At 34.8% G+C, this 20,238-nt stretch carries 24 protein-coding genes and 2 pseudogenes; 3 read left to right on the forward strand and 23 right to left on the reverse strand.

Going from position 1 to position 20,238, the window contains the following annotated elements; genetic code table 11:
• Positions 1–478: 478 nt before the first annotated feature.
• Positions 479–637: a hypothetical protein gene (locus J7I96_RS12750; protein ID WP_164468811.1), complete on the forward strand. Its 159-nt coding sequence runs from the start codon at positions 479–481 to the stop codon at positions 635–637.
• Positions 638–794: 157 nt separating this feature from the next.
• On the opposite strand, the gene J7I96_RS12755 is transcribed toward J7I96_RS12750, so the two are convergent.
• The 5 genes from J7I96_RS12755 to J7I96_RS12775 all read right to left on the reverse strand — a co-directional run bounded on the left by J7I96_RS12755 (position 795) and on the right by J7I96_RS12775 (position 4,071).
• A complete protein-coding gene (locus J7I96_RS12755; RefSeq protein WP_063594882.1) occupies positions 795–1,076 on the reverse strand; it encodes a hypothetical protein in 282 nt (93 codons plus the stop codon).
• A 10-nt stretch (positions 1,077–1,086) separates the two neighbouring features.
• Positions 1,087–1,476: an SHOCT-like domain-containing protein gene (locus tag J7I96_RS12760; protein ID WP_214925749.1), complete on the reverse strand. Its 390-nt coding sequence runs from the start codon at positions 1,474–1,476 to the stop codon at positions 1,087–1,089.
• Between the two features lie 13 nt (positions 1,477–1,489).
• Positions 1,490–1,855 carry a DUF2089 domain-containing protein gene (locus J7I96_RS12765; protein ID WP_034310939.1) on the reverse strand — a complete coding sequence of 122 codons (366 nt, stop codon included), beginning with the start codon at positions 1,853–1,855 and terminating at the stop codon, positions 1,490–1,492.
• 289 nt (positions 1,856–2,144) lie between these two features.
• Positions 2,145–3,005: a transporter substrate-binding domain-containing protein gene (locus J7I96_RS12770; protein WP_214925751.1), complete on the reverse strand. Its 861-nt coding sequence runs from the start codon at positions 3,003–3,005 to the stop codon at positions 2,145–2,147.
• Between the two features lie 679 nt (positions 3,006–3,684).
• Positions 3,685–4,071, reverse strand: a complete 387-nt coding sequence (locus tag J7I96_RS12775; protein ID WP_214774579.1) for a DUF1259 domain-containing protein — start codon at positions 4,069–4,071, stop codon at positions 3,685–3,687.
• Positions 4,072–4,345: 274 nt separating this feature from the next.
• Here J7I96_RS12775 and J7I96_RS12780 point away from each other — a divergent pair, with 274 nt between their 5' ends.
• Entirely contained in the window at positions 4,346–4,591 is a 246-nt protein-coding gene (locus J7I96_RS12780; RefSeq protein ID WP_214925754.1) for a hypothetical protein, read from the forward strand.
• 213 nt (positions 4,592–4,804) lie between these two features.
• On the opposite strand, the gene J7I96_RS12785 is transcribed toward J7I96_RS12780, so the two are convergent.
• The 5 genes and pseudogenes from J7I96_RS12785 to J7I96_RS12800 form a co-directional block, all read right to left on the reverse strand.
• Entirely contained in the window at positions 4,805–5,302 is a 498-nt protein-coding gene (locus J7I96_RS12785; RefSeq protein ID WP_214925757.1) for a P-loop nucleotide/nucleoside kinase family protein, read from the reverse strand.
• 228 nt (positions 5,303–5,530) lie between these two features.
• Positions 5,531–5,764: a hypothetical protein gene (locus tag J7I96_RS12790; protein WP_214925760.1), complete on the reverse strand. Its 234-nt coding sequence runs from the start codon at positions 5,762–5,764 to the stop codon at positions 5,531–5,533.
• 208 nt (positions 5,765–5,972) lie between these two features.
• Positions 5,973–6,248, reverse strand: coding sequence for a hypothetical protein (locus J7I96_RS12795; protein WP_057279071.1), 276 nt, complete (start codon positions 6,246–6,248; stop codon positions 5,973–5,975).
• 321 nt (positions 6,249–6,569) lie between these two features.
• Positions 6,570–6,686 (reverse strand): annotated as a pseudogene (locus tag J7I96_RS28835) (5'-nucleosidase); the annotation flags it as partial.
• A 121-nt stretch (positions 6,687–6,807) separates the two neighbouring features.
• A complete protein-coding gene (locus J7I96_RS12800; protein WP_214925764.1) occupies positions 6,808–7,164 on the reverse strand; it encodes an MmcQ/YjbR family DNA-binding protein in 357 nt (118 codons plus the stop codon).
• A 220-nt stretch (positions 7,165–7,384) separates the two neighbouring features.
• Here J7I96_RS12800 and J7I96_RS12805 point away from each other — a divergent pair, with 220 nt between their 5' ends.
• Positions 7,385–8,209, forward strand: a complete 825-nt coding sequence (locus J7I96_RS12805) for an MBL fold metallo-hydrolase (RefSeq protein ID WP_214925768.1) — start codon at positions 7,385–7,387, stop codon at positions 8,207–8,209.
• Between the two features lie 255 nt (positions 8,210–8,464).
• Here the strand turns inward: J7I96_RS12805 and J7I96_RS12810 are convergent, their stop codons facing one another.
• From J7I96_RS12810 to J7I96_RS12865, 13 genes and pseudogenes are all read right to left on the reverse strand, one after another.
• Positions 8,465–9,211, reverse strand: a complete 747-nt coding sequence (locus J7I96_RS12810) for a polysaccharide deacetylase family protein (RefSeq protein ID WP_214925770.1) — start codon at positions 9,209–9,211, stop codon at positions 8,465–8,467.
• A gap of 376 nt (positions 9,212–9,587) precedes the next feature.
• Positions 9,588–9,743, reverse strand: coding sequence for a hypothetical protein (locus J7I96_RS12815; RefSeq protein ID WP_251025479.1), 156 nt, complete (start codon positions 9,741–9,743; stop codon positions 9,588–9,590).
• A gap of 145 nt (positions 9,744–9,888) precedes the next feature.
• Positions 9,889–9,957, reverse strand: a pseudogene (locus tag J7I96_RS28030) (hypothetical protein); the annotation flags it as partial.
• Between the two features lie 422 nt (positions 9,958–10,379).
• Positions 10,380–10,502: a DUF6366 family protein gene (locus tag J7I96_RS28035; RefSeq protein WP_251029161.1), complete on the reverse strand. Its 123-nt coding sequence runs from the start codon at positions 10,500–10,502 to the stop codon at positions 10,380–10,382.
• Between the two features lie 201 nt (positions 10,503–10,703).
• Positions 10,704–11,708, reverse strand: coding sequence for an anti sigma factor C-terminal domain-containing protein (locus J7I96_RS12825; protein ID WP_214925771.1), 1,005 nt, complete (start codon positions 11,706–11,708; stop codon positions 10,704–10,706).
• On the reverse strand, positions 11,705–12,208 hold the full coding sequence (locus J7I96_RS12830) for an RNA polymerase sigma factor (protein ID WP_214925773.1): 504 nt from the start codon (positions 12,206–12,208) through the stop codon (positions 11,705–11,707). Before J7I96_RS12830 ends, J7I96_RS12825 begins: the two co-directional genes overlap by 4 nt.
• Before the next feature lie 345 nt (positions 12,209–12,553).
• A complete protein-coding gene (locus tag J7I96_RS12835) occupies positions 12,554–13,768 on the reverse strand; it encodes an MFS transporter (RefSeq protein ID WP_214925774.1) in 1,215 nt (404 codons plus the stop codon).
• A 268-nt stretch (positions 13,769–14,036) separates the two neighbouring features.
• Positions 14,037–14,909 carry a LysR family transcriptional regulator gene (locus tag J7I96_RS12840; RefSeq protein ID WP_214925777.1) on the reverse strand — a complete coding sequence of 291 codons (873 nt, stop codon included), beginning with the start codon at positions 14,907–14,909 and terminating at the stop codon, positions 14,037–14,039.
• Positions 14,910–15,257: 348 nt separating this feature from the next.
• Positions 15,258–15,698, reverse strand: a complete 441-nt coding sequence (locus J7I96_RS12845; RefSeq protein ID WP_214925785.1) for a cell wall hydrolase — start codon at positions 15,696–15,698, stop codon at positions 15,258–15,260.
• Between the two features lie 374 nt (positions 15,699–16,072).
• Entirely contained in the window at positions 16,073–16,687 is a 615-nt protein-coding gene (locus tag J7I96_RS12850) for an undecaprenyl-diphosphatase (RefSeq protein ID WP_214925790.1), read from the reverse strand.
• Positions 16,688–17,305: 618 nt separating this feature from the next.
• Positions 17,306–17,950, reverse strand: a complete 645-nt coding sequence (locus J7I96_RS12855) for a YczE/YyaS/YitT family protein (protein WP_214774552.1) — start codon at positions 17,948–17,950, stop codon at positions 17,306–17,308.
• Positions 17,951–18,265: 315 nt separating this feature from the next.
• Positions 18,266–19,405, reverse strand: a complete 1,140-nt coding sequence (locus tag J7I96_RS12860) for an FtsW/RodA/SpoVE family cell cycle protein (RefSeq protein ID WP_214925792.1) — start codon at positions 19,403–19,405, stop codon at positions 18,266–18,268.
• Between the two features lie 378 nt (positions 19,406–19,783).
• On the reverse strand, positions 19,784–20,023 hold the full coding sequence (locus tag J7I96_RS12865; RefSeq protein ID WP_215048071.1) for a DUF2199 domain-containing protein: 240 nt from the start codon (positions 20,021–20,023) through the stop codon (positions 19,784–19,786).
• Positions 20,024–20,238 lie beyond the last annotated feature (215 nt).

Below are 20,238 nucleotides of genomic sequence, written 5' to 3' on the forward strand. Positions count from 1 at the left end.
TCCCTGTATATCTAATTATTGAGTAAGTCATTTATAAAACGTACTGACATTCTGATTAAATCATAATTATCATTCCGAGTAAATTTATTCTATTATTGCCTATATATACCAACTTAACTGATTGTTGCTTTTGTAATCTCACTTATTGATTGTTTGCAGGCACTGCCCATTTAACTGAATACGAAAAGCATTTCTTATTAAGGAATTGCTGAGACTGTAAACAAATTTGAAGAAATCGAGTTTGCCTCACGTTATTTTATGGACTTTACAATTTGCAGCGGATTTCCGCTACAGACTCGCTTTTCCCGCAGGAGTTTCGCACCTTTCTCTCCAATCAACTTTGTTATAGCATTTATATAGAATTCCATACCCGATGAGTTGAAGGTGTTAGTTTGGGGACTTCATTTAAAATCAATTAGTACTCTTGAACCTTTTTGTAAATAATAAGAGTGTTAAACATAAATTGAGGAGGAATTGTATGCAGCAGAATCAACCAGCTAAAGGGAACTCGGGTTCCATCATGAAACCGGAATTTGCCGGAACTGATGCACAAAAAGTAAAACAACAAATTCAAAAAGATGTAAGCGAAGGACAGGGTGCAATGACTTCCCGAGAGGCAGGAGCAATGCGCGATTAAAAAAGCGCCCGTCAACAATCGGGCGCAACAACATATTTTTAACCCCGTCCTATAGAACGGGGTTATGCTTGTTTAAGCTTTTAAAATTAAATAACTTTGTGAGAAATTAGGATTTTCCTTCAAAATGCCAGTCATGGTCGGTGTATTCTATAATAAATTATAGTCTAACCTTAACCTCGGTACCGTCCTTAGCTCTGACATCAACTAGCACGATTCCTTTATAATTTTTCAGTTCCTTGACGATAGGCTTTAGCATATTTTTGTCTATTAACGGAAAGGTGAAGTCCAGTTTTTTTCTTTCAAAGTGCTCTTTTGTCCATTTGTTCACATTTTGCTGAAGAAATTTTGAAGATAAAATGGAAATAACAATATTTAAAATGGCATATGGAACTGGGATGGTAAACCGTACGTCTTTTGCTTTCACTTTTACATGCATCATAAACAATTCACTAATCAATGATGACTGAAACGGTATCCCCGTTTGCCGATTTAATATCAACAATTTGGCCATCTAATTCGTTTTCGATTGCCTCCATGATAAGGCTCATGTCTACATCTTTAACGTATTTTTCCGATTGAGGAATACTCGCTGCGATGCTGTGTCCAGCCATTAATACTACCTTGACCAGTTTTATAGGCAAGTTGACCGTGACGTTATCATTTTCGGCTGATACAACACGAATTTTTAATGTTTTATCTAAATATTTTGTCGGTTTTTCCAAAGGCTTATTACCTGTTTCTTCTTTTTCTTTTAAGACTTGAATCAACTCTGATCCCTTATCTGCATCAATCTTTCCTTCTTGAACCATTGTTAACACTCTTGTAATTTCCTCTTTCATGATAAATTCCTCCCTATTCCTCTTTTAAGAGCTTAATGGCCTCTTCTGGTGTGATTTCGCCATTTTCCAACATGGTGACAACCTTCTTCTCGTCTACTTCATTTTTCTTCTTCTGCACATACCCAAGGGATGAAATGATGTCTGTTAGCTTGCCTCGAACCGTGGGATATGAAATCCCCAGCTCCTTTTCAACTTCTTTGATATTGCCTCTGCATGTTAAAAATACTTCCACAAAATGAAGCTGATCCTTTGATAAGGATGCCAGCTTAGATAATTCAAACTCATTTTCAATCGTAGTGTGGCAATGAGAGCACTGCAACTTTGTAATTTTCAATGTTTTACTGCAGACAGGACACTCTGTGATTACTTTATAAGCCATAATGGAATGCAATTCCTCCCTTTTAGTTGATTCGATTATATAACAATAAATTAAAAATATAAATACAAAAATTAAATTATTAAACTAAAAAAATCAATAATATTAATTCGTTATTTAACATTATTGATTTTATATATTCAACCCAAGTATTTATATTTACCATAATGGTTAAATTTAAACAAGCGTAACCCCGCTCAAATTTTGAACGGGGTTACGCTTGTTTTCAAATGATGGCCTTTTTTAAGGTACTAACACAGGTGTTGCAATAAATGGGCAGCACCTCAATATTCTATTCCACCCACTTTTTGTAGAGGGCATCAAATTTACCCTGGAGCTTCATTTCATCCATCCACATTTCCAAGTAGCTTGCATAAATGAAATCACCTCTTGGGATCATATAACCTTTTTCACTGTTTGTGAAAGGCTTGTCGGTTTGAGCCGCATGCAGTCTTGAATCAGCTTTTGCATACAGCATTGCTTCTACTGTGTCAGTGATCATAACATCATACGTACCTTCTGCTACAAGATGTGGGATATCAAGGTTGTTTTCTACAACCGTTATGTTAGCATCACTTAGATACTGACGGACAAATTCTTCGTTTGTTCCGCCTGGATTTACCCCAATGCGCACAGAAGGCTTGTTGATATCTTCAATGGTCAGATACTTGTCTTTATCTTCCTTGCGAATCAAAGGCACCTTACCGAATGAAAGGTAACCTTGGGATACATAAGCGCTTTTTTGTCTGGCAGTGTTGCGGGTCACACCGCCCACAGCGATATCAAATTTGTCCGCTTGCAGGTCTTTCATCATCGTAGGCCATGTGGTAGCGACAAATTTCACCTCTACACCAAGATCTTTGCCAAGCTCCTTGGCAGCGTCCGCGTCAAAGCCTTCATACTCATTCGTTTCCGGGTTCAAATAGGTAAATGGTTTGTAGTCCCCCGTCATTCCTACACGGATGTATCCACGTTTGATAATTTCATCAAGCTGGGAAGACTCCGCTTTTTTCAAATGCCCTGGTGCATTATTAGCTGCCGGTTCAGCCGAGACGTTTTGCGAGGAGATCAGGTCATGACTGACATACCCAGTACCTAGCAAGGATAAGCTGATCACTCCAGCCATCAGTGTTTTTTTCCATTTGTTAAACATGTGATTTCCCTCCGTTTTTTGCTGTATTTTTAATTAATCCATCAATTAGTAAAAATACAACAAAATAAGAGAATCACCTTCAAAAAACAAACATTTTTCCACAATTGATAGAAAAAGGACTGCACATATTAGTCATATCTAAAATGTGCAGTCCTCATTTAATGGTATCTAGTTATGGACCATAAAAAATCATAAATAACATGAGAAATAAGTTTAATGCTAACAATATCTTACCAAATAGATTTTTTATAGCTAAAACAGAAAATACACAAGAAATCAAGAATGAGAAAATGGCTATTTGGGGTGTAAAATACACAAAGTCTAAAATGCCTGACATAGAAAAAAACAAAAGAAAAATGCTAATAAATAGAAAGATCATTGAAAATATTAATGCTATCGCGATATAAGTAAAAGTCCTGAGTTTTTTCAGATGTTGTTTCTCATAACTATTATCAACCATTTTTGCCCCCTGATATTAAGTTCGTTTATTCCTTAAAATCAACCTTTACCGAATACTATTCTTTAGCTGATCAATAAATACCTTCTTCCACCGATGGTTGCATAAGAAAAAGCTGTCTTAAAGACAGCCCCAGCCTGCAGCTAACGCACCCTTCGTTCAACAAAACTCGTTTTTTACCGTGTTTATGCCAGCTCCAGATTACCAATTTGGGGATATCCGTTAGTTCCGTAGCGCTTTTCTGACTTTCCTTGCAAAAACTAATGGATCATCAACAGCTTCGATATTAACGTAAACCAAATTCGGTTTATCGAAAAGCCACTCATTGTGTATGGATGAAACTATTATTCCTTGTTTAAGAATGGAAGCAACAAAACTCTCGACTTCTTTTTGCAAGAGTGCTACCCTGCCTAGGCACAATGCCCGTCCAGTATGATTATCTCTGGATTCAAATGAGAAAGAAGAAGTTACTCTAAAACGTTTCCCTAAAATTTTCACTTTGAGTTCATTTCGATTTATGGTTGCCACACATTTGCCACCCGCAAATCCCTCTTGGCCGCCGATAATCCTAGCAAACTTTTGACAAATCAATTCATCATTAGATGCCAATCTATTCATCTCCTCCCTAGTCTTAATAGGATATGAATTAATGAATAGATCCGAAACGGATATATATCTATTTTGAAATAAGAATTATGCTGATTACTCATATCTTATTCAAACTATCCTGTAAGAAAAGGGCCGATCGTCACAGTTCACTAATTAACGCACACACCCGTTAGTTCTATAAGACTTATCGTAGATTTGACACAGACTGTGAATAGGTAATCAACTGCCTTTTTTGAATATATCTTTGAACTAAAATAAGTAGGGAGACGGTGCAATGAGTGATATAGACAAACGAAATAGATTAAATGAAGAACCATTTACTTATCGAATAACGAAAAAAGGAACAGTAGTAATCTATTACAAAGGTAAACAAATTAAATCTTTAAAGGATAGGGAGGCTCTGCGTCTAATAGAAAGAATCAATGAAGTTGAAAATAATATAACAGAACTACAGGTATTGTTAGCTAAAATTACGGGTAACTTTAAACGGGGTAACGAGAAGTTGGGTAAAAATAAATAAACTAAGCCTTCGTATTTCGAGTACACAACGCTTATGGATCTAGCCTGCCCCGTTAGTTTAAGTGTACCACTTCACAAAGTTACATCGATTTTAATATATACATTAAAACATTTCTTACTCACATTTCATTTTAAATCATAAACAGTACTTCCAAGAACAGAAGGTACTCTTTACACACGAATCATCTCATTTAACGCTGTATTGAACTCCTTGTTATTCTTTTCCACTAAACTCTAAAATATTTAAACCTTCGGATGCTTCTGGTGCTTCAAAAAATTGATTAACGTGAATAAACACCGCTTCCGTGTCAAAAGCTGCTCTTTCAGGTTGTTCGTTACGCCTTTGTGCAATTTGACGTAAGCATTGCTCGTTATTTAGATTAAGGAAAATCAGTTGATGGTTTGCATTGGCCTCTGACGCCATATCCAAAAACCACTTTCGCAGTTTTTGAGTGTTAGCTGGGAAATCCATCACCACATCTGTACCGACACTTAATATGTTTTGGACATGTTTTTTCACCAACGGCTTGAGCTGCGCTGAGAATTTTAGATAATCCTCAAATGATGAGATCTGATTGGGATAAAGAGATGAAAGCCATTCATCCTCAGACAACAGTACCGCATGTTTATCCATCGCCAATTGTTTTGATTTAGTTGATTTTCCTGCGCCCATTTTTCCACAGAAAAAGTATAGCGTCCCCAATTGTTTCATATTTTTTAACCCCCCGGGCTTATTTTAGTGGTTGTTGTCCACCTTGAAAAACAAGAGAAATTTGGTTTAGATTCTTCATTAAAAACTTCCTCCCCCTCGAAAATACTACCATAAAAATCCAAACCCTTGTTTATCTAAACTGCGCCGCATAAGAAAAGACTGCCTTAAAGACAGCTCCGATCTTCAGCTAAACGTACCCGTTATTTATTTATTTATTTATTTATTTATTTATTTTTTTGAGATTCTAAATTTCTTTTGAGAAATAAAATAAGCTAATGCAGCAGTTAGCAATGTTACCAGTAATGGAATTGAAGTCTTACCAAACACTACTTCTTGACTTAAATTACTCTCTACCGAAGAAAAATCGGGAGTATAAGAAGCAGTAAGAATCAAACCTGATCCTATTTGGAATACCATATATATCATTACGAAACTGATTAAAAACACAAGATGCTTTTTCAATATCGTCACCGCCTATTACATTATTTTACCATATGCACCATTCCAGTTGTTCTGCCCTGAAAGTTCTATAAAACTTTTCGCGGAGTTGACACAAATTGTTCAACGATTTTAAAAGCTAAAAACCATCCCTTAAAAGGATGGCCTGAAAATGGACATTTATTTAAGTTTAAGACATTTTATTCAAACAGCTTATAGTGGGAAAGTAGTCTTATTCTTTATTTCTATAAGCTATTATGGTCGTTTTTAGGGCAGCATAATTTCCAATCGCAGCATAACCATAAAACCAACCCATAAAGATACCTGCTACTAAGCTGTGCCTATGACTAATGAAAATGGAAATCATCAGGCCAAGTGCCAGTGCTATGGAAGGTACAATTTTTTTTGAAACATTAAAGTAAACTTTAATTATTTGAGTTAGGAGCATTATAACAGGTATTGCTATCACGGCGTCCCAAAAGTTTGTATGTATTTCAGGGAAATTCATTTAAAAAAATTCACCTCTTATAGATAGTATGGTTTGATTTTTTAGGATTTGAAATACTTCTATAAATTGAAAACGGGTCACCAGAATTGTTGCTAAGGGGCCCTAACAACACGTTATGAATAGAATTTGCTACATTTTAAAAATTATTCCAGAAACAAGGCGGATTTGAGGGTAGACACAAACCCGAGAAATACATAACGATTGTGTCACAGTACGAATAAACGGTGGACACAACTGGGTAGTTTTTCACTTTAATGCGAATGTATGATAATGCTAAGAACCATATTTTCAAAAGGCCGCCAATTGGCAGCCTTTTGAAGTTTAAACTAACTCTAAGATTTCTTTGAAATTATTCACTACAAAATCAGCTTGTTTTAATTCATCTTCTTGAGCAAAGTCAAAGTTCACACCAACAGCAATAAGTTCATTATTCTTAGATTCTATTAAAAAAAGGTCAACCAGTAAAACTGGCTACCCTTAACGTACTCGTTAGGTGTAATTAGATTATTTCACAATCATAGTAAGTTCGGCATAAATCCTTCCTACTGAATAAAAGCCATCACTTTTTAAAATTTACTTTACTATTATTTTTTTTAGTTAACATATAGCTTTGTTTTATCATTTCGTAAATATCTTCCTTTGGAACAGTACCGTCAAGAATTACCGAATTCCAATGGTCCTTATTAAGATGAAATGCCGGAACTACCGAATGGTACATCTGACGCCAATAATCCAACAAACCGGGTTCACATTTCACATTAATCCAAATATGGCCATCTTTTTCAAATATCCACGCAAACACTTTCTTGTTATCTATATGTCGCATTAACGTCCAATTCTTATCACGAAATGGATAATCTTCATATGTATTACCCATTCCCAAACAGTAACCGATAGCTCCCTCTCTATTTTTCATTGTTATCCTCTTCTCTAACATAATAACTTGTCAGTTCTTTAATAAAGCTGCATCCTTAATTATAACCCCTGGACGCTTTATAGCACTAACCTGCCCCTTTAGTTCCATAAGAATGATAGCATGGATGCAGGAAGGGGAATTTGAGCATTAAATTTCAAAATATTACCTTATTTAATTATAATAATTAATAAAGTTTTTTGTAAATAAGGGGGAAAGTTTTTTGGTTAATTATATTTGTGAAACATGTGGAGTCCAATATGAAGGTTCTAAAGAAGTACCCAATCAATGTTTGATTTGCGGGGAAGAAAGACAATATATTAGTCCTAAAGGGCAGACATGGACAACATTGGAACTAATGAAAAAAGATGGAATATTTAAAAATTCTTTTAATCTTGACGAAGAGGGGTTATATAGCATAAATACTAGTCCGAATTTTGGAATCGGACAAACTGCTTATCTAATACAAGATAAGAATTTTAATTTATTATGGGACTGTATTACATATATTGATCAAGATACGATTACCCAAATTGAAGATTTAGGTGGAATCGATGCTATTGCGTTATCTCACCCTCATTATTTCTCTAGTCAAGTGGAATGGGCCGAAGCTTTTGACACTCCGATTTATATTCATGAAGATGAAAGAGACTGGGTAACGAGGCAAAGCGAAAAAATCATTTTCTGGTCTGGAGAATCGCTTGAATTACAGGAAGGTGTCATACTTCAGCGAATTGGCGGACATTTTAAAGGCGGCACCGTTTTAGAATGGAAAAATGGAAACAGCCAGAACGGAATTTTACTGACTGGGGATATCATTCGGATCGTTGCTGATCGTCAATGGGTAAGTTTTATGTACAGTTATCCAAACTTCATCCCAATGCCAAGTGTAACAGTCGAAAGAATCGCAAATCGGGTTAATGAATTGAACTTTGGCCGTTTATATGACGCATTTCACCGAGTAATTAAAGAAGATGCCCATAACCAAGTTCAAAAATCTGCAGCTAGGTATGTTAAAGCACTAAATGGAACATTGTTTACTACATAAATACAAGTACAAATTAATAATAAATCAAAAATAGTTTTCAATTCTTCTACCTTTTTTACAAACAGAAATGCTAATAAATCATAAAATTTTTTTCTCGAACTTTTTTCAAACCAACAAAAGCCACCAAATTGGTGGCTTTCTTATGCTACTAACGAACCCGTTAGTTTAAGTGCAAAATTCCACATACTCTTTGCAGTTAAATTACCCCATTTCTTATAAACAATATTAAGCCCTTGGTTCCAAAAGAAAAAGCGATTACCTGGTATAGGAGCCGCCTTCAACTATCTTTGCAAAGTCATCAAGAGTAGTTGAATACTTGATATAAATTCGTGGTAAAAGATAAAGTTCGTCTTTAATGCCCTTCTCAGAAAATAGTTCAGGAGTTGTCGTAAGTCCAAACAAATAATATTTCTTCGTTTCTTCTACGACTTTGTCATTGAAATTTCCGTATGGATACGCAAGAACATTAACTGGTTTGCCTGTTATTTTTTGAATTTTATCTTTGGACTCTTTCAGTTCATATTCATAATTTTTTATTTCCGTCAAATCAGGATGTGTAGCAGTATGAGACTGGATTGAGATTATACTCGAATCAGCCATCATTTTTAAATCCGATTTCGATAATCGGTTTGGTCGACCGATAAAGTCAGAAATAACAAAAATGGTACCACTTGGTTTAAAACGTTCGTTTTCAAGTTTCTGAAAGATAGCAAATGCATTCAGATTGTTTTTGTATCCGTCATCAAAGGTAATGAAAATGGGTTTTTTTTCTTTATAAATTTCTTGCCAACGATCAAAAGTTAATAATGTGTAGCCATGGTCTTTTAAATAAATCATTTGTTTCTGGAAATTATCAGGAGTTACGTATAGCTCCTTAGAACCCTGCCCAGTAAACTCGTCAATCGAATGATAAATTAAAATAGGTACTTTTCGTTGAGCAAAAACTTGTGATGGAAGAATTAAGATAAGAAGACATAGGAAAAACATTACAACCTTTTTCATAAAATTCCTCGCTTTGCATCCTTTTTTTATCTTTTCAATTTATTGTGCCTCAAAAGCATAGTTCTATTATGAATTCTCCCATATTTGATTCTATCTCCCATTAATCAATGGTGACTTTGATAATCCCAAATGAAAAACTAATTTCTTAAAACACTAAGGATTCGGACTAACTGCCACATTAGCTCTATAAGAAAAAGAGTTGCCAAAGCAACTCCCTTAATGAAGTAAAGCACCGTTTAGTTGAAGAAAATTTGTACTATTTAATCCTTAATAGATCACGCCTGCGGCGTTACCTCTTCCTTGCGACCATGAGTCTGGTGACGAATAACCCTGATCTTCAGCTAACGCACCCGTTAGTTCTATAAGGAATAGCAGTTTAATGGTATTGAAACCAAACAAACCATCCTTTTTCCTTACTTTTAGCTAAAAATATTTGACCTTGGCCTAAGTTAGCTCCAGTTGCTTTGGGGAAATCTAAACGTATAAGCCAAGACTTTTCAGCAATTTCTTTGCTACAAAAGGTCTTTGCCATTCCAAAATAGTCTTCTTCATCTTTATTGCCAACTGTTTCGGGAAAAGGTTTGGCTGTTACTACATCCCACTTGGCTTTTTTACTATTGTGTTTTCATACAAAAAAGCTGCCTTAAAGACAGCCCCTATTTAAGCAAATGCACTCGCTAGTTAATTAAGAAACCCTGTATGGAAACAAAGAAAAGAAATAAAGAGACAACAATGCTCATATACCCCCAAAATCTTTTTCTATCCTTTTGAAGTTCGACTAAACCCTGTCACTAACATAGTTGCCCCCAAGAACAACATAGAATACGGCATCAACTCAAAATTTTCAGTAATTAGCTGATAGGCTGATAAAGCAATAACAATTATCGCTAAGGTAACTCTAACTATTTTCAAGAATATATTACCCCCTAAGAATTAAGTCGGTACAATTTAAAATTTAATCATACCATTTACACATTTTCATTTGTGTAGAAAATGGAAATTCCTTCTTTAACAAACCTGCCTCTTAGTGCCATAAGAAAAATGCAGCCTCGCCTTAATTTATTTTAAAATCTATGTATATAACTCTTAACAATATCAAAGCCCTAGACTAGCAACACATTACATTCATAGGAGCTAACAACATGGCTAGAAATAATAACAGTAATGGTTAGTCAGCTAAATCTGCTAAATTTCCATTTTCAGTTCGATCAATTCCATCTCTTAATGCAACGTTTGGGTTCTTTCTTAACCTCTCTCTTTTTTCTTCTGGAGTTTCTTGTCGAGTATTCAAGTAAAACACCCCCTATGATTACCGTATTCTCTAATTTCTTGGTAATACCTTCTCTAAACCTGCTCCGTTAGTTCTATAAAAAGCAATCAATTGAAAGTTTGTTTATATAAATAACCATTTTGGAAATGTAAAACCAACTCTCCATATAAAGGAAAATTGGTTTTTTTCTTATTCAACTACGTATTATCTAAGCTATAGTGGTTAGTAATTATTTGTAACTGCTCCCAACACACCAGTTCTCACTTGTGGAATGTGTTTAACTTTCATTAAGTTTTCAGGTGTACCACTTATAACTGCACCTAAAATTTTTATTTGCTCAGTCTTTATTTCCTTGTTTTTACCTTTAATATACTCATACACCTGTTTAGTTTCTTTGTCATAGTAATTTTCACTTTCGTGTGATGCACTCGCTTTTAACCATTTAATAAAGAGCTCCTCACTAGGAACATCATTTCTATGTTCAAAACCGTAAAAATTGAAGCCATTAGCCTGTATCGGCATGGTTTCATCATCCAAATTATCGTAGATATCAACCCAATACCATTGGAGTGAAACACCTTTTGGTATCAAATCCCTCACTTGTTGCGGCGACAATTTCTCAGTGAATGAAATTGCTAACTCAGCTGCAAGGTTATCAGGCATCTTTTTTAAACGAGGAAAATCATTTATCATCGAATCATACTTTACCTCCGGATGATAATATTCCATGATTAGTTGCTTCGTATATCTATCATAACTACGACCATTTTTAACCTGCTCTAAATGTATCGGTGAATGGTCTCCTCCAAAGGAATGTGCCCCACCAAACAGACTGTATTCTATTTTCTTCTCTCCCCAGTCTATCGGTTTTCCATTGATAATTTTATATTGCTCAAAGGTTATGATTCCATTAAATAAACCATTGGATATGGTTTGAGAACCTGTAATATGTACATTCGGATTGGTAAAATTATAATAATCATGAAGCCCTGAATCACTAATAGCCTTATCCTCTTGGTATTGCTTAATTACGGGCAATAGAACAAAAAAACCGAGCATAAATATGCTTGAAACAATAATTGAAATAATTACATTACGTAAAATTGTTTTTCGTTGTGCTTTTTTGATTGTCTTTGCAAACATTCCAGTTTGTTCAATATTTCCATCAAACAAGTCTTCTATATGATCGTCAAACATATTTTCTTTTCTATCATTCTTTTCTTTCAATGTTCTTTCACTCCTTTTTCATAAGTCTTCTTAAATTGAGTCCTGGCTCTAAATATGTACGTTTTTAATGTTCCGAGCTTCATATCTAACATTTCGCAAATTTCCTCATAACTTAATTCCAATTCGTACTTTAAAACGAGTAAATGTTTATATAGAGGTTTCAATTGATTAAGCGTATCATTGATTTCTTCCCGGTTTTCGATATGGTCAATATGTTCCTCAGGCAATGGCTGATTATCAATGAATACTTGATTTTCCATGGTTAAAGTTACATTCCGGTTCTGTTTACGACAAAGATCATAATAGTTATTTAAAGCTACTCGGAACAGCCAACTTGAAACTTTTTCTGGCTCAACAGAATCAATATAGAGTATCAATTTGTATAAAGATTCTTGAACAATATCCTCTGCATCTAAAGGGTTGGAACCAATTTTAATTAGATATCTTTTTATTATTTGTATTTTTTCACCCATCAATTGTTGTAACAATTCATTATCCACTGGTACCCCCCTTCCATTTCACCTATTAAACGATTTAGTGAAGGAAATGTTTACAAAGAAGAAAAAAATATTTGCTAACTATAGTAGAGCATTTATAAAATAATAAGCTATGTGGCCACAAAAAATTAATCAACCTTACCGTAAGCTACTAAAATAGCAAAACGCTGCATACGGCCTAAATTGGTCAAATGCAGCGTTTTTGTTTTTGGGAAAAAGAGCCCGTATTCCTCTAAATTACTATCTTCTTTAAAATTTGAAATCAGCTACACGCACCAACTTGGCGGCCTTCTTGTCGAACTAACCCACCCGTTAGTTTAAGTGTAATATTTCACAACAGAAGAATCATTATTTATTTTCTTTCTTTTCTAACACCATACTGTAGAACGTAAGAAGAACTCCTCCTGCAACCATTACTGCGGCCATCCAAGGCGTATGTTGTAATCCTATGATATCTGTAGTAAGTCCACCTACATATGCGCCTAATGCAATTCCCCCATTGAATGAAGCGATATTAAGAGATGAAGCAACATCAACAGCACTTGGTACATAACGTTGTGCTAAGGTCAACACGTATGATTGTAATATAGGAACACTCATAAATGCCAACAACCCCATAGCTACAACCGTAATAAGACCGACTACTTTAAACGGTGCTGTAAATGTAAATATCAATAAAATAACAGCTTGTACGATGAACATATAAAGTAAAGCATTAAGTGGTTTCCGATCTCCCAAACGTCCTCCAATGGCATTTCCAATTGCAATGGCTACCCCATATACAAACAAAATGATACTAACATTCTTAGCATTAATATCCATGATGTCCTGAAGGATAGGTGAAAGGTACGTAAAGGTTACAAATGTACCCCCGTATCCTAGAATGGTTACCGCTAAAATCAGTAATATTCTCCCGTTTCTTACTAACTTTAATTGATCTTTGTAAGATGGAGGGGTTTCTATTTTTAATTGTTGACTTGGAATCGCAATAGCATTAAGGATAAGCGCAATCAAACCAATAAACGCAATTCCGTAAAACGGAATTCTCCAACCAAACATATCACTAATATAAGTACCGAAAGGAGCTCCAATGGCAGTAGCAACCGTAAATCCTCCAAATACAAACGCTATGGCACTTGCTTGACGGTTTTTAGGGACAAGACTAACGGCGACTGTTGAACCTATGGCGAAAAATACACCATGTGCGAATGCTGAGATTATGCGCCCCGTTAATACGATACTAAAAACAGGAGCAGCAGCCGTTATGATATGCCCAATAATAAACAAAACGATAACGGATAATAATACTTTTCTCCGCGGAACCTTAGCTGTTAAAGAAGTTAAAATAGGTCCCCCTACTGCAACTCCTAGTGCATACATAGATACAATTAATCCCGCAGTTGATACCGATATACCGAATTCATTCGCAACAGCAGGAAGAACACCTATGCTGATAAATTCTGTTATTCCTACCCCAAAGAACGTTGCGGCTAAAGCTATTAACGCAAACCGGTTCGCGTGTCGTGCTTTAGGCGATGTCTGTGCTAAGTGTTGTTCGTTCATTTGAAATCCACCTCACATTTCATCTTATTTGTATATACTGTATCTTCTATATGATTACTTTTAACCATCAAAGTGTTTTTCAGCACTATCATTCCCTCCTAATAATGATTTATTTGTTACAACCGTTATTCTACTCTGCGAAAATACATAAAACAAATTATGATTTCACGCATTAACGATAAATATATTTATAGGTATTTCAATACAGAATACAACAGAAAAAAATCATCCAAAGTAGATGGATGATTGACTAAAAATAAGAAGCAAATTACTGTTTTTTCCGGATTGTCTGGGTAAAATCATTTATTTCAGGAAGATGCTTGTTTTTTGTTTGATAGGCTATAAACAATTTATTATTAACTTTCAAATCTTCGAATATGATTTTGGATTTTGCCTCATCCATTGAATTTTCCAACAAATAGGTTGGTAGCAAACTTATTCCAGAACCGTTTTCAATTGCTTTAAGAATCAAATGTAAATTAGGAATGACGTGAATAGGTTTCATAATTGGACGTTTTTTAAAATGCTCTCTCCAAAATCTTCTTATAATCGGTAAGTCTAGCCCATAACTAATCCAATTTTGTGACGAAAGCCATTTTTCTTTTAGCTCATAGTTAGTACCCTCTTCTATTTCCAATTCTTTTGGGGCAACAATAACAAATTCCTCTTCAAATAACGTAATATATTCAATGCCTGGAACTGGATTTTTTTTTGAAGTGACAATTATATCTACTGTACCTTCTTTCAACAATTCCAATAGCTCATCGGCAGTTCCAAAGTAAGAAACCGTACATGTTTGAATTTCTTGAAGCTGATTTAGAATAATTTCATAAAAGTTTTCAATTGCTGAACCAATTCTGATTATAGAAAGAGTTGGCAATGAAGCACTTCTAAAACTTAATGTAGCTGCCTCTAAGGATTCAACAAGAGGAGCCAACTGTGAATATAATTCTTTTCCCCTTTCAGTAGGGACCATTTTCCTTGCGGTTCTTATAAATAGAAGCTCCCCAACCTCAGCTTCTAAAGCAGCTAAATGCTGACTCATAGCAGGTTGTGTCATGATACGTGTTTTTGCAGCTTCCGACACCGAATTATATTTATATATATAAATAAAGCTTCTATACCATTCAAAATCAATCATATTAAGAATCACTCCAATCATTATTCAGTTCCTTGAACTTATATTAACAAACCTATTATAATCGACTCCGTTTTGTATTTCTCAATTAAAAGTTGTTTATCCTTATACTTTTTCGATTCTTTACTGCTGTTCACCTTATTACCATACTGCCCCTTTGAGCATTATCTATAAAACCGAGGGAGTTCATTAAGAAAAAGCTGCCTTAAAGACAGCTCTGATCTTCAGGTAGCACCCGTTAGCTGAAGTACAATAATTCACAATCTTACTTTTTTAGATAAAACCATTACTAAAAGTTTTATTTGGGATAACTATTTTAAATATGTAAAAAAGCTTACTCAAAGAGTAAGCTTAACCTCTATAAACACTATCACATGTTCCAGGTTTTGGTTCATAAAAACAATGGTCTTTAAATTGACCAGTATGTGGTTGATCATACCATGTTGGAGGACATGGAGCATGTGGATTAAAGTACCAAAGAGCATATCTAGCCGGATGCTGTCTCCAGTGCTTCAAATTCTGTTCTGCTAATCTTCTTTCAATACCTCTCGCTCTTTGATAAAATACATTCCCCTTTTGAACAGCTTCAAAAGAATAATTTCCTCCTTGTACTTGAAAAATGACTTGTGGAATTGTTCTTAAACCTTTAAAGTCTAAACAATTAGCTACAAGACGATTCACAATTACATTTCCAACATATAACATTCCTTGTTTTCCTTCACCTTCGGCTTCTGCTCTCATCATCCTTGCCATTAAGTCAACGTCTGAACTTGTGTATTTTGCTCTTGTCATTTTTCCACCCCAAAAATATTGTATGAAAAATAGCCTACAGTCATGTCATTATTTATATAAATGCTTAGTTATAATAACTTACAGCTTCTAAGTAAAATGAAAACTATTGCATTCTTTTTTCCCTTTAATTCAACTAACCTGCCCCTTTTGTGCCATAAGAAAAAGGCTGCCTTAGCAACCTTTTCTTATCGTTGAAGAATCGTTGATTAAAACTTCCTGTTCAATAATTTTCATTTCAAAAAGTAAATCAGCTTTTGATAATTACATATTTTTTGTCTTGCTCCGTTCGGTTCTTGAAACAAGACTTAAAACAACAAATGCAAATAAGCAATGACCGATTTGGTCTGCTAATTTGTATATTATTTAACCCTTTTCTAATAGTCCTTTGACTGACCTTTCTTTTGTTTGGATAGGGCAGATAGAATGGCTTGTCCGCCCACCTCTTGATTTCTCAAAAATTTCTTGGTCAGACTTAACTTATGAACAATTTTGTAAACGATCATCGCTGAAACGATACTGATGATGGCTCCGACAAGAACATCTGCTGGATAATGGACACCTACCCAAATTCGAGAAATGCCTACAAGAACAGCCAAAATTCCCCATAAAAATCCCCAACCCCTTTTGAACAACCAGAAGGTTATGCAAAATGAAAAAAATATGATCGTATGGTCGCTTGGAAATGAATTATTGACTGCTTTTTCAACTAACTTATTAACGTTGGGCAACTCAGCAAAAGGTTGATAATTCGAGTGGAATTGCCCTGCTATTTTCGCCAGTATTTCCGAGATAACTAATGCAATAAATGCACAGATTACCATGATTCTATTTTTATTACTACGAGAAAACAAAAACATCAGGACTGCCAATACTAAGAAAAAAATCATGTATTCAGCGATGAATACAAAGAAAGGATTTAAATCCGTGTATTGTTTACCTAGATTATTAATCATTCTAAATAAATTATTATTCATTTCGGACAAAGCCATTGAAAAATTCCTCCTGATTGTATTATCACTTAACCCTTCATTATGCTCCATTATGTAAATAAGATGAACTTCAATTAAACCTATATTTTACATCTTTCAGACAGAAAGTCCATCATCAACGTGGCGGTTTAACCCTCCATTTATATTAAACTATCTCACTCCCACCTTAAACTATCTTTATGGAAATATTTAGAATATGTGTTCGTGTTGAGTACAGCGAACAGATGGGTAACTGAATTTGAAATTGAAGCAACCGGATTGGCAAAGGTAATGGGATCAATTTGTGCCTATGTTTGTTATGACGGAAGTTGACGTCGTCCTTTTGATATATATAACAAGGACTGAACCTTTTGGATTATAAAAATTACCAGAGCTATATAGCTCCTTTTTTGTTTTATAAAAAAAGCCGCCAATTGGCAGCCTTTTAGAGAACGAACGCACCCGTTAGCCATCCATGAATCCCAAAAATCAGCGCTTCACCACAGAGAATGAAAATTGGTCTCTATGCCGATAATGTTTTAATGGCTGGCGAAGAAGATCGTTAAACCATGGTGCCTTTGATCCCATCCGTTAGTCTGACTCCGACGACCATGGTGTACCAAAGGACATCCTCTCCCATTATAACGGAACTTCAAATTGTCCCTTTCGCTTCTGCTCCAAACTAGCGATAAAGGAACGCATAAGCTTCATGGAAAACTGAAAGACTGGGCTTTGAATAAAGGTATATGCAAATGTCATAATAAACACTGGACCGCCAAGGATGAACCCGATAATCAAGATGAGGCTCTCGACAACGATTCTTGCCCAACTGACCGATAACCCGGTTTTTTCAGAAACGGAAAGCATGAAACCATCCCTGGGACCTGCCCCAATTCCCGCTGCCACATAAATTCCTCCGCCAATTCCGGTTATGATGATACCTGTCAACAATATGAGTATATTCAACCACCAATGCTTCGTTTCATGAGGAAGAATGTTGAGATGCAAAAAGAAATCCATGATCGGGCCGATTGACAAGGCATTTAGAAAGGTACCAATATTAATATACTTCCTATCCACGACAAAGACGATCAACACAAGTACTAAACCACACATGACACTCCACGTCCCAATTGTGAAACCGAACCACTCGAACAGGGCAACGTTTAAAACCTCCCAAGGATGCAGCCCCAAGGATTGAACATTCACCGCAATCGCATTCCCTAATCCAAAGAAAGTTAATCCGAGAAAAAAAATAAAATACCGTAACAGCCGCAATGACATCTCTTCACCTCTACACCTTTTATATCCATCTACTATAGATGAAGCAGGTTAAATGAACAAGATGATCTATCCAAATCAAAAGTTGTTACCAAATGATTAACAGTGAAGTACATAAAGACGTACCTATGGATGGTAGGTACTCTAAATCCCATTTAGGTTTTTTAAGAAACTTGTTCAACTAACCTGCCCTTTAGTTGCATAAAATTTATTGAGTTGACAAAGACTGAGACATAAAAAAAGACGGTTTAACCGTCTAATAAATAGCTTTCTTAATAAAAACTCACCTAGAATTAATCCTGGGAATACTTAGCCATCTTAACCAAACATAAATGTTTTTTTTCGATAGCTTATTGAAAAGACTAACCCCATCGCTAACATATTACCAATTAATGAGCTTCCTCCATAACTTATAAAAGGTAATGGTATTCCTGTTATAGGTACTAGGCCTATATTCATCCCGACATTCTCAAAAACATGGAAAAAAATCATGGAAGTAACACCGGTGCAAATGTAAGATTCAAAACTATTTTTTACGTCTAGAGCTAACTTCACTATACTCGAAATAAGGAGAAAATAAATTGTTACCAAAATACTAGCTCCAAAGAAACCATATTTAGAAGAAATAACGCTAAATATAAAATCCGTATGTGCTTCAGGAACATATATACCCTTTTCCAGATAACCATATACCCCTCCTGAACCAATGGCTAATAATGCTTTGGTTAGATTATAGCCTTCACCTGATGCATAAGATTCTGGATCGATCCAAGCATAAATTCTTCCTAATTGATAGGTTGCGAACCCCATTGATTGAAGAATATCAGGGTTGAAAAAGACTAAGTATATTAGAATACCAGAAATTAAGGAAATGATAATAAAAATAACACTTATGATTTTCCATGATATTCCCGAAACAATAAAAATCCCTGTAAAAATACATATTAAAACTAAAGACGTACCTAAATCTGGTTGTAGCATAATTAAAAGTATAGGAAGAGCTGTAGCAGCTCCCATCTTAATTAACAGTAACAAATCTGTTTTTAAAGTTTTATCTAAATATCTTTCATGATGTTTTTGTACCAAGAAACTTAAACAAATTATCAAAGATATTTTTGTGAATTCAGCTGGTTGTAGTGATCCGATTCCCGGAAGTTGAAACCAGCTTTTGGCTCCATTTATTTTACGAGCTATTGATTCAGGTGCCAAAATTAATGCGATTAATAGAAATATGCTAAATGAGTAAATAAACCAATTCAAGCGAAAGATCTGTTCAGAATCTAAATACATAATTCCTGCGATTATTCCGATCCCCACAATATACCAGGTTATTTGTCTAAATAAAAAATTCCCTTCATATTGGCCAAAATCTTGAGCATTTAATATAGCTATACAACTTGTTATAAATAGTAAAAGTAAAAGTGTAATCAGGTTGTAATCCAACTTTGAATTTTTCATTTTTTCCCCTTGTAAATATTTTCTTATGTTTATAACATAACTTAATTATAGTAAAAATGTGTATTTTTTTATTAAAAGCACTTTTATTGAAAGCGTGAAGGATTATATGGACGGTAACCAATTAAAAAAAGGCTTAAAATGTTATCTTTTTTTGTTATACGATTTTATTTATCTTTTTGTTTGTTCTGGGATTAAATTTCCGCACTAACATTTCCACATTTACATATTATTTCACAAAAAGTAATTAAAAGTATACAAGTAATTCATTAATATCAATAATAATCCTTTAGCTTATAGAACTAACCTGCCTCTTTAGTGCCATAAGAAAAAGGCTGCCGCAGCAACCTCATTATTGAAGTAAAGCACCCGTTAATTCATTTATTTTTCTTCTACATTACACAAATCTTCTGCTATCTGCTTTATTCTCTTAAACCCCATTCCTTCCCTTTGCTCTAAGGATAATGGGTGGTTTGTTGGTTCTAATTCTATAGAAGGACGTAAACCTATCGGACGAGTGTGGAACAATGTTTTTAAGTTCAATGTTTCAGGATAACAAGGAATAGAAGTTTGCAGCCAACCAAACATTGGTTTCAAATCCTTTTCTCTATGGAAAATTATAGTGGTTTCATTCTAGTTCCAACTCATATAAACTACCCCTTTTATCAACTGTAATTACTTACTTTCCTCATCACCTTTAACATTTTCTTATACAACTAAACTGCCTCGTTAGCCATTCATGAAGCGCAAAAATCAGCGCTTCACCACAGAGAATGAAAATTGGTCTCTATGTCGATAATGTTTTAATGGCTGGCGAAGAAGGTCGTTGAACTATG

This window comes from Bacillus sp. ISL-78, assembly GCF_018613455.1.
Classification (GTDB): Bacteria; Bacillota; Bacilli; order Bacillales; family DSM-1321; genus Peribacillus; species Peribacillus frigoritolerans.

Coding starts and splice junctions, on each gene's coding strand:
- J7I96_RS12795 (WP_057279071.1), bottom strand. CDS start 6,248: ATGAATTTCCCTGAAATACATACAAACTTTTGGGACGCCGTGATAGCA.
- J7I96_RS12810 (WP_214925770.1), bottom strand. CDS start 9,211: ATGAAAAAGGTTGTAATGTTTTTCCTATGTCTTCTTATCTTAATTCTT.
- J7I96_RS12815 (WP_251025479.1), bottom strand. CDS start 9,743: ATGGCAAAGACCTTTTGTAGCAAAGAAATTGCTGAAAAGTCTTGGCTT.
- J7I96_RS12770 (WP_214925751.1), bottom strand. CDS start 3,005: ATGTTTAACAAATGGAAAAAAACACTGATGGCTGGAGTGATCAGCTTA.
- J7I96_RS12840 (WP_214925777.1), bottom strand. CDS start 14,909: ATGATTGATTTTGAATGGTATAGAAGCTTTATTTATATATATAAATAT.
- J7I96_RS12785 (WP_214925757.1), bottom strand. CDS start 5,302: ATGAAACAATTGGGGACGCTATACTTTTTCTGTGGAAAAATGGGCGCA.
- J7I96_RS12860 (WP_214925792.1), bottom strand. CDS start 19,405: ATGAAAAATTCAAAGTTGGATTACAACCTGATTACACTTTTACTTTTA.
- J7I96_RS12750 (WP_164468811.1), top strand. CDS start 479: ATGCAGCAGAATCAACCAGCTAAAGGGAACTCGGGTTCCATCATGAAA.
- J7I96_RS12800 (WP_214925764.1), bottom strand. CDS start 7,164: ATGAAAAATAGAGAGGGAGCTATCGGTTACTGTTTGGGAATGGGTAAT.
- J7I96_RS12765 (WP_034310939.1), bottom strand. CDS start 1,855: ATGGCTTATAAAGTAATCACAGAGTGTCCTGTCTGCAGTAAAACATTG.
- J7I96_RS12780 (WP_214925754.1), top strand. CDS start 4,346: ATGAGTGATATAGACAAACGAAATAGATTAAATGAAGAACCATTTACT.
- J7I96_RS12835 (WP_214925774.1), bottom strand. CDS start 13,768: ATGAACGAACAACACTTAGCACAGACATCGCCTAAAGCACGACACGCG.
- J7I96_RS12855 (WP_214774552.1), bottom strand. CDS start 17,950: ATGTCATTGCGGCTGTTACGGTATTTTATTTTTTTTCTCGGATTAACT.
- J7I96_RS12760 (WP_214925749.1), bottom strand. CDS start 1,476: ATGAAAGAGGAAATTACAAGAGTGTTAACAATGGTTCAAGAAGGAAAG.
- J7I96_RS12850 (WP_214925790.1), bottom strand. CDS start 16,687: ATGGCTTTGTCCGAAATGAATAATAATTTATTTAGAATGATTAATAAT.
- J7I96_RS12845 (WP_214925785.1), bottom strand. CDS start 15,698: ATGACAAGAGCAAAATACACAAGTTCAGACGTTGACTTAATGGCAAGG.
- J7I96_RS12755 (WP_063594882.1), bottom strand. CDS start 1,076: ATGATGCATGTAAAAGTGAAAGCAAAAGACGTACGGTTTACCATCCCA.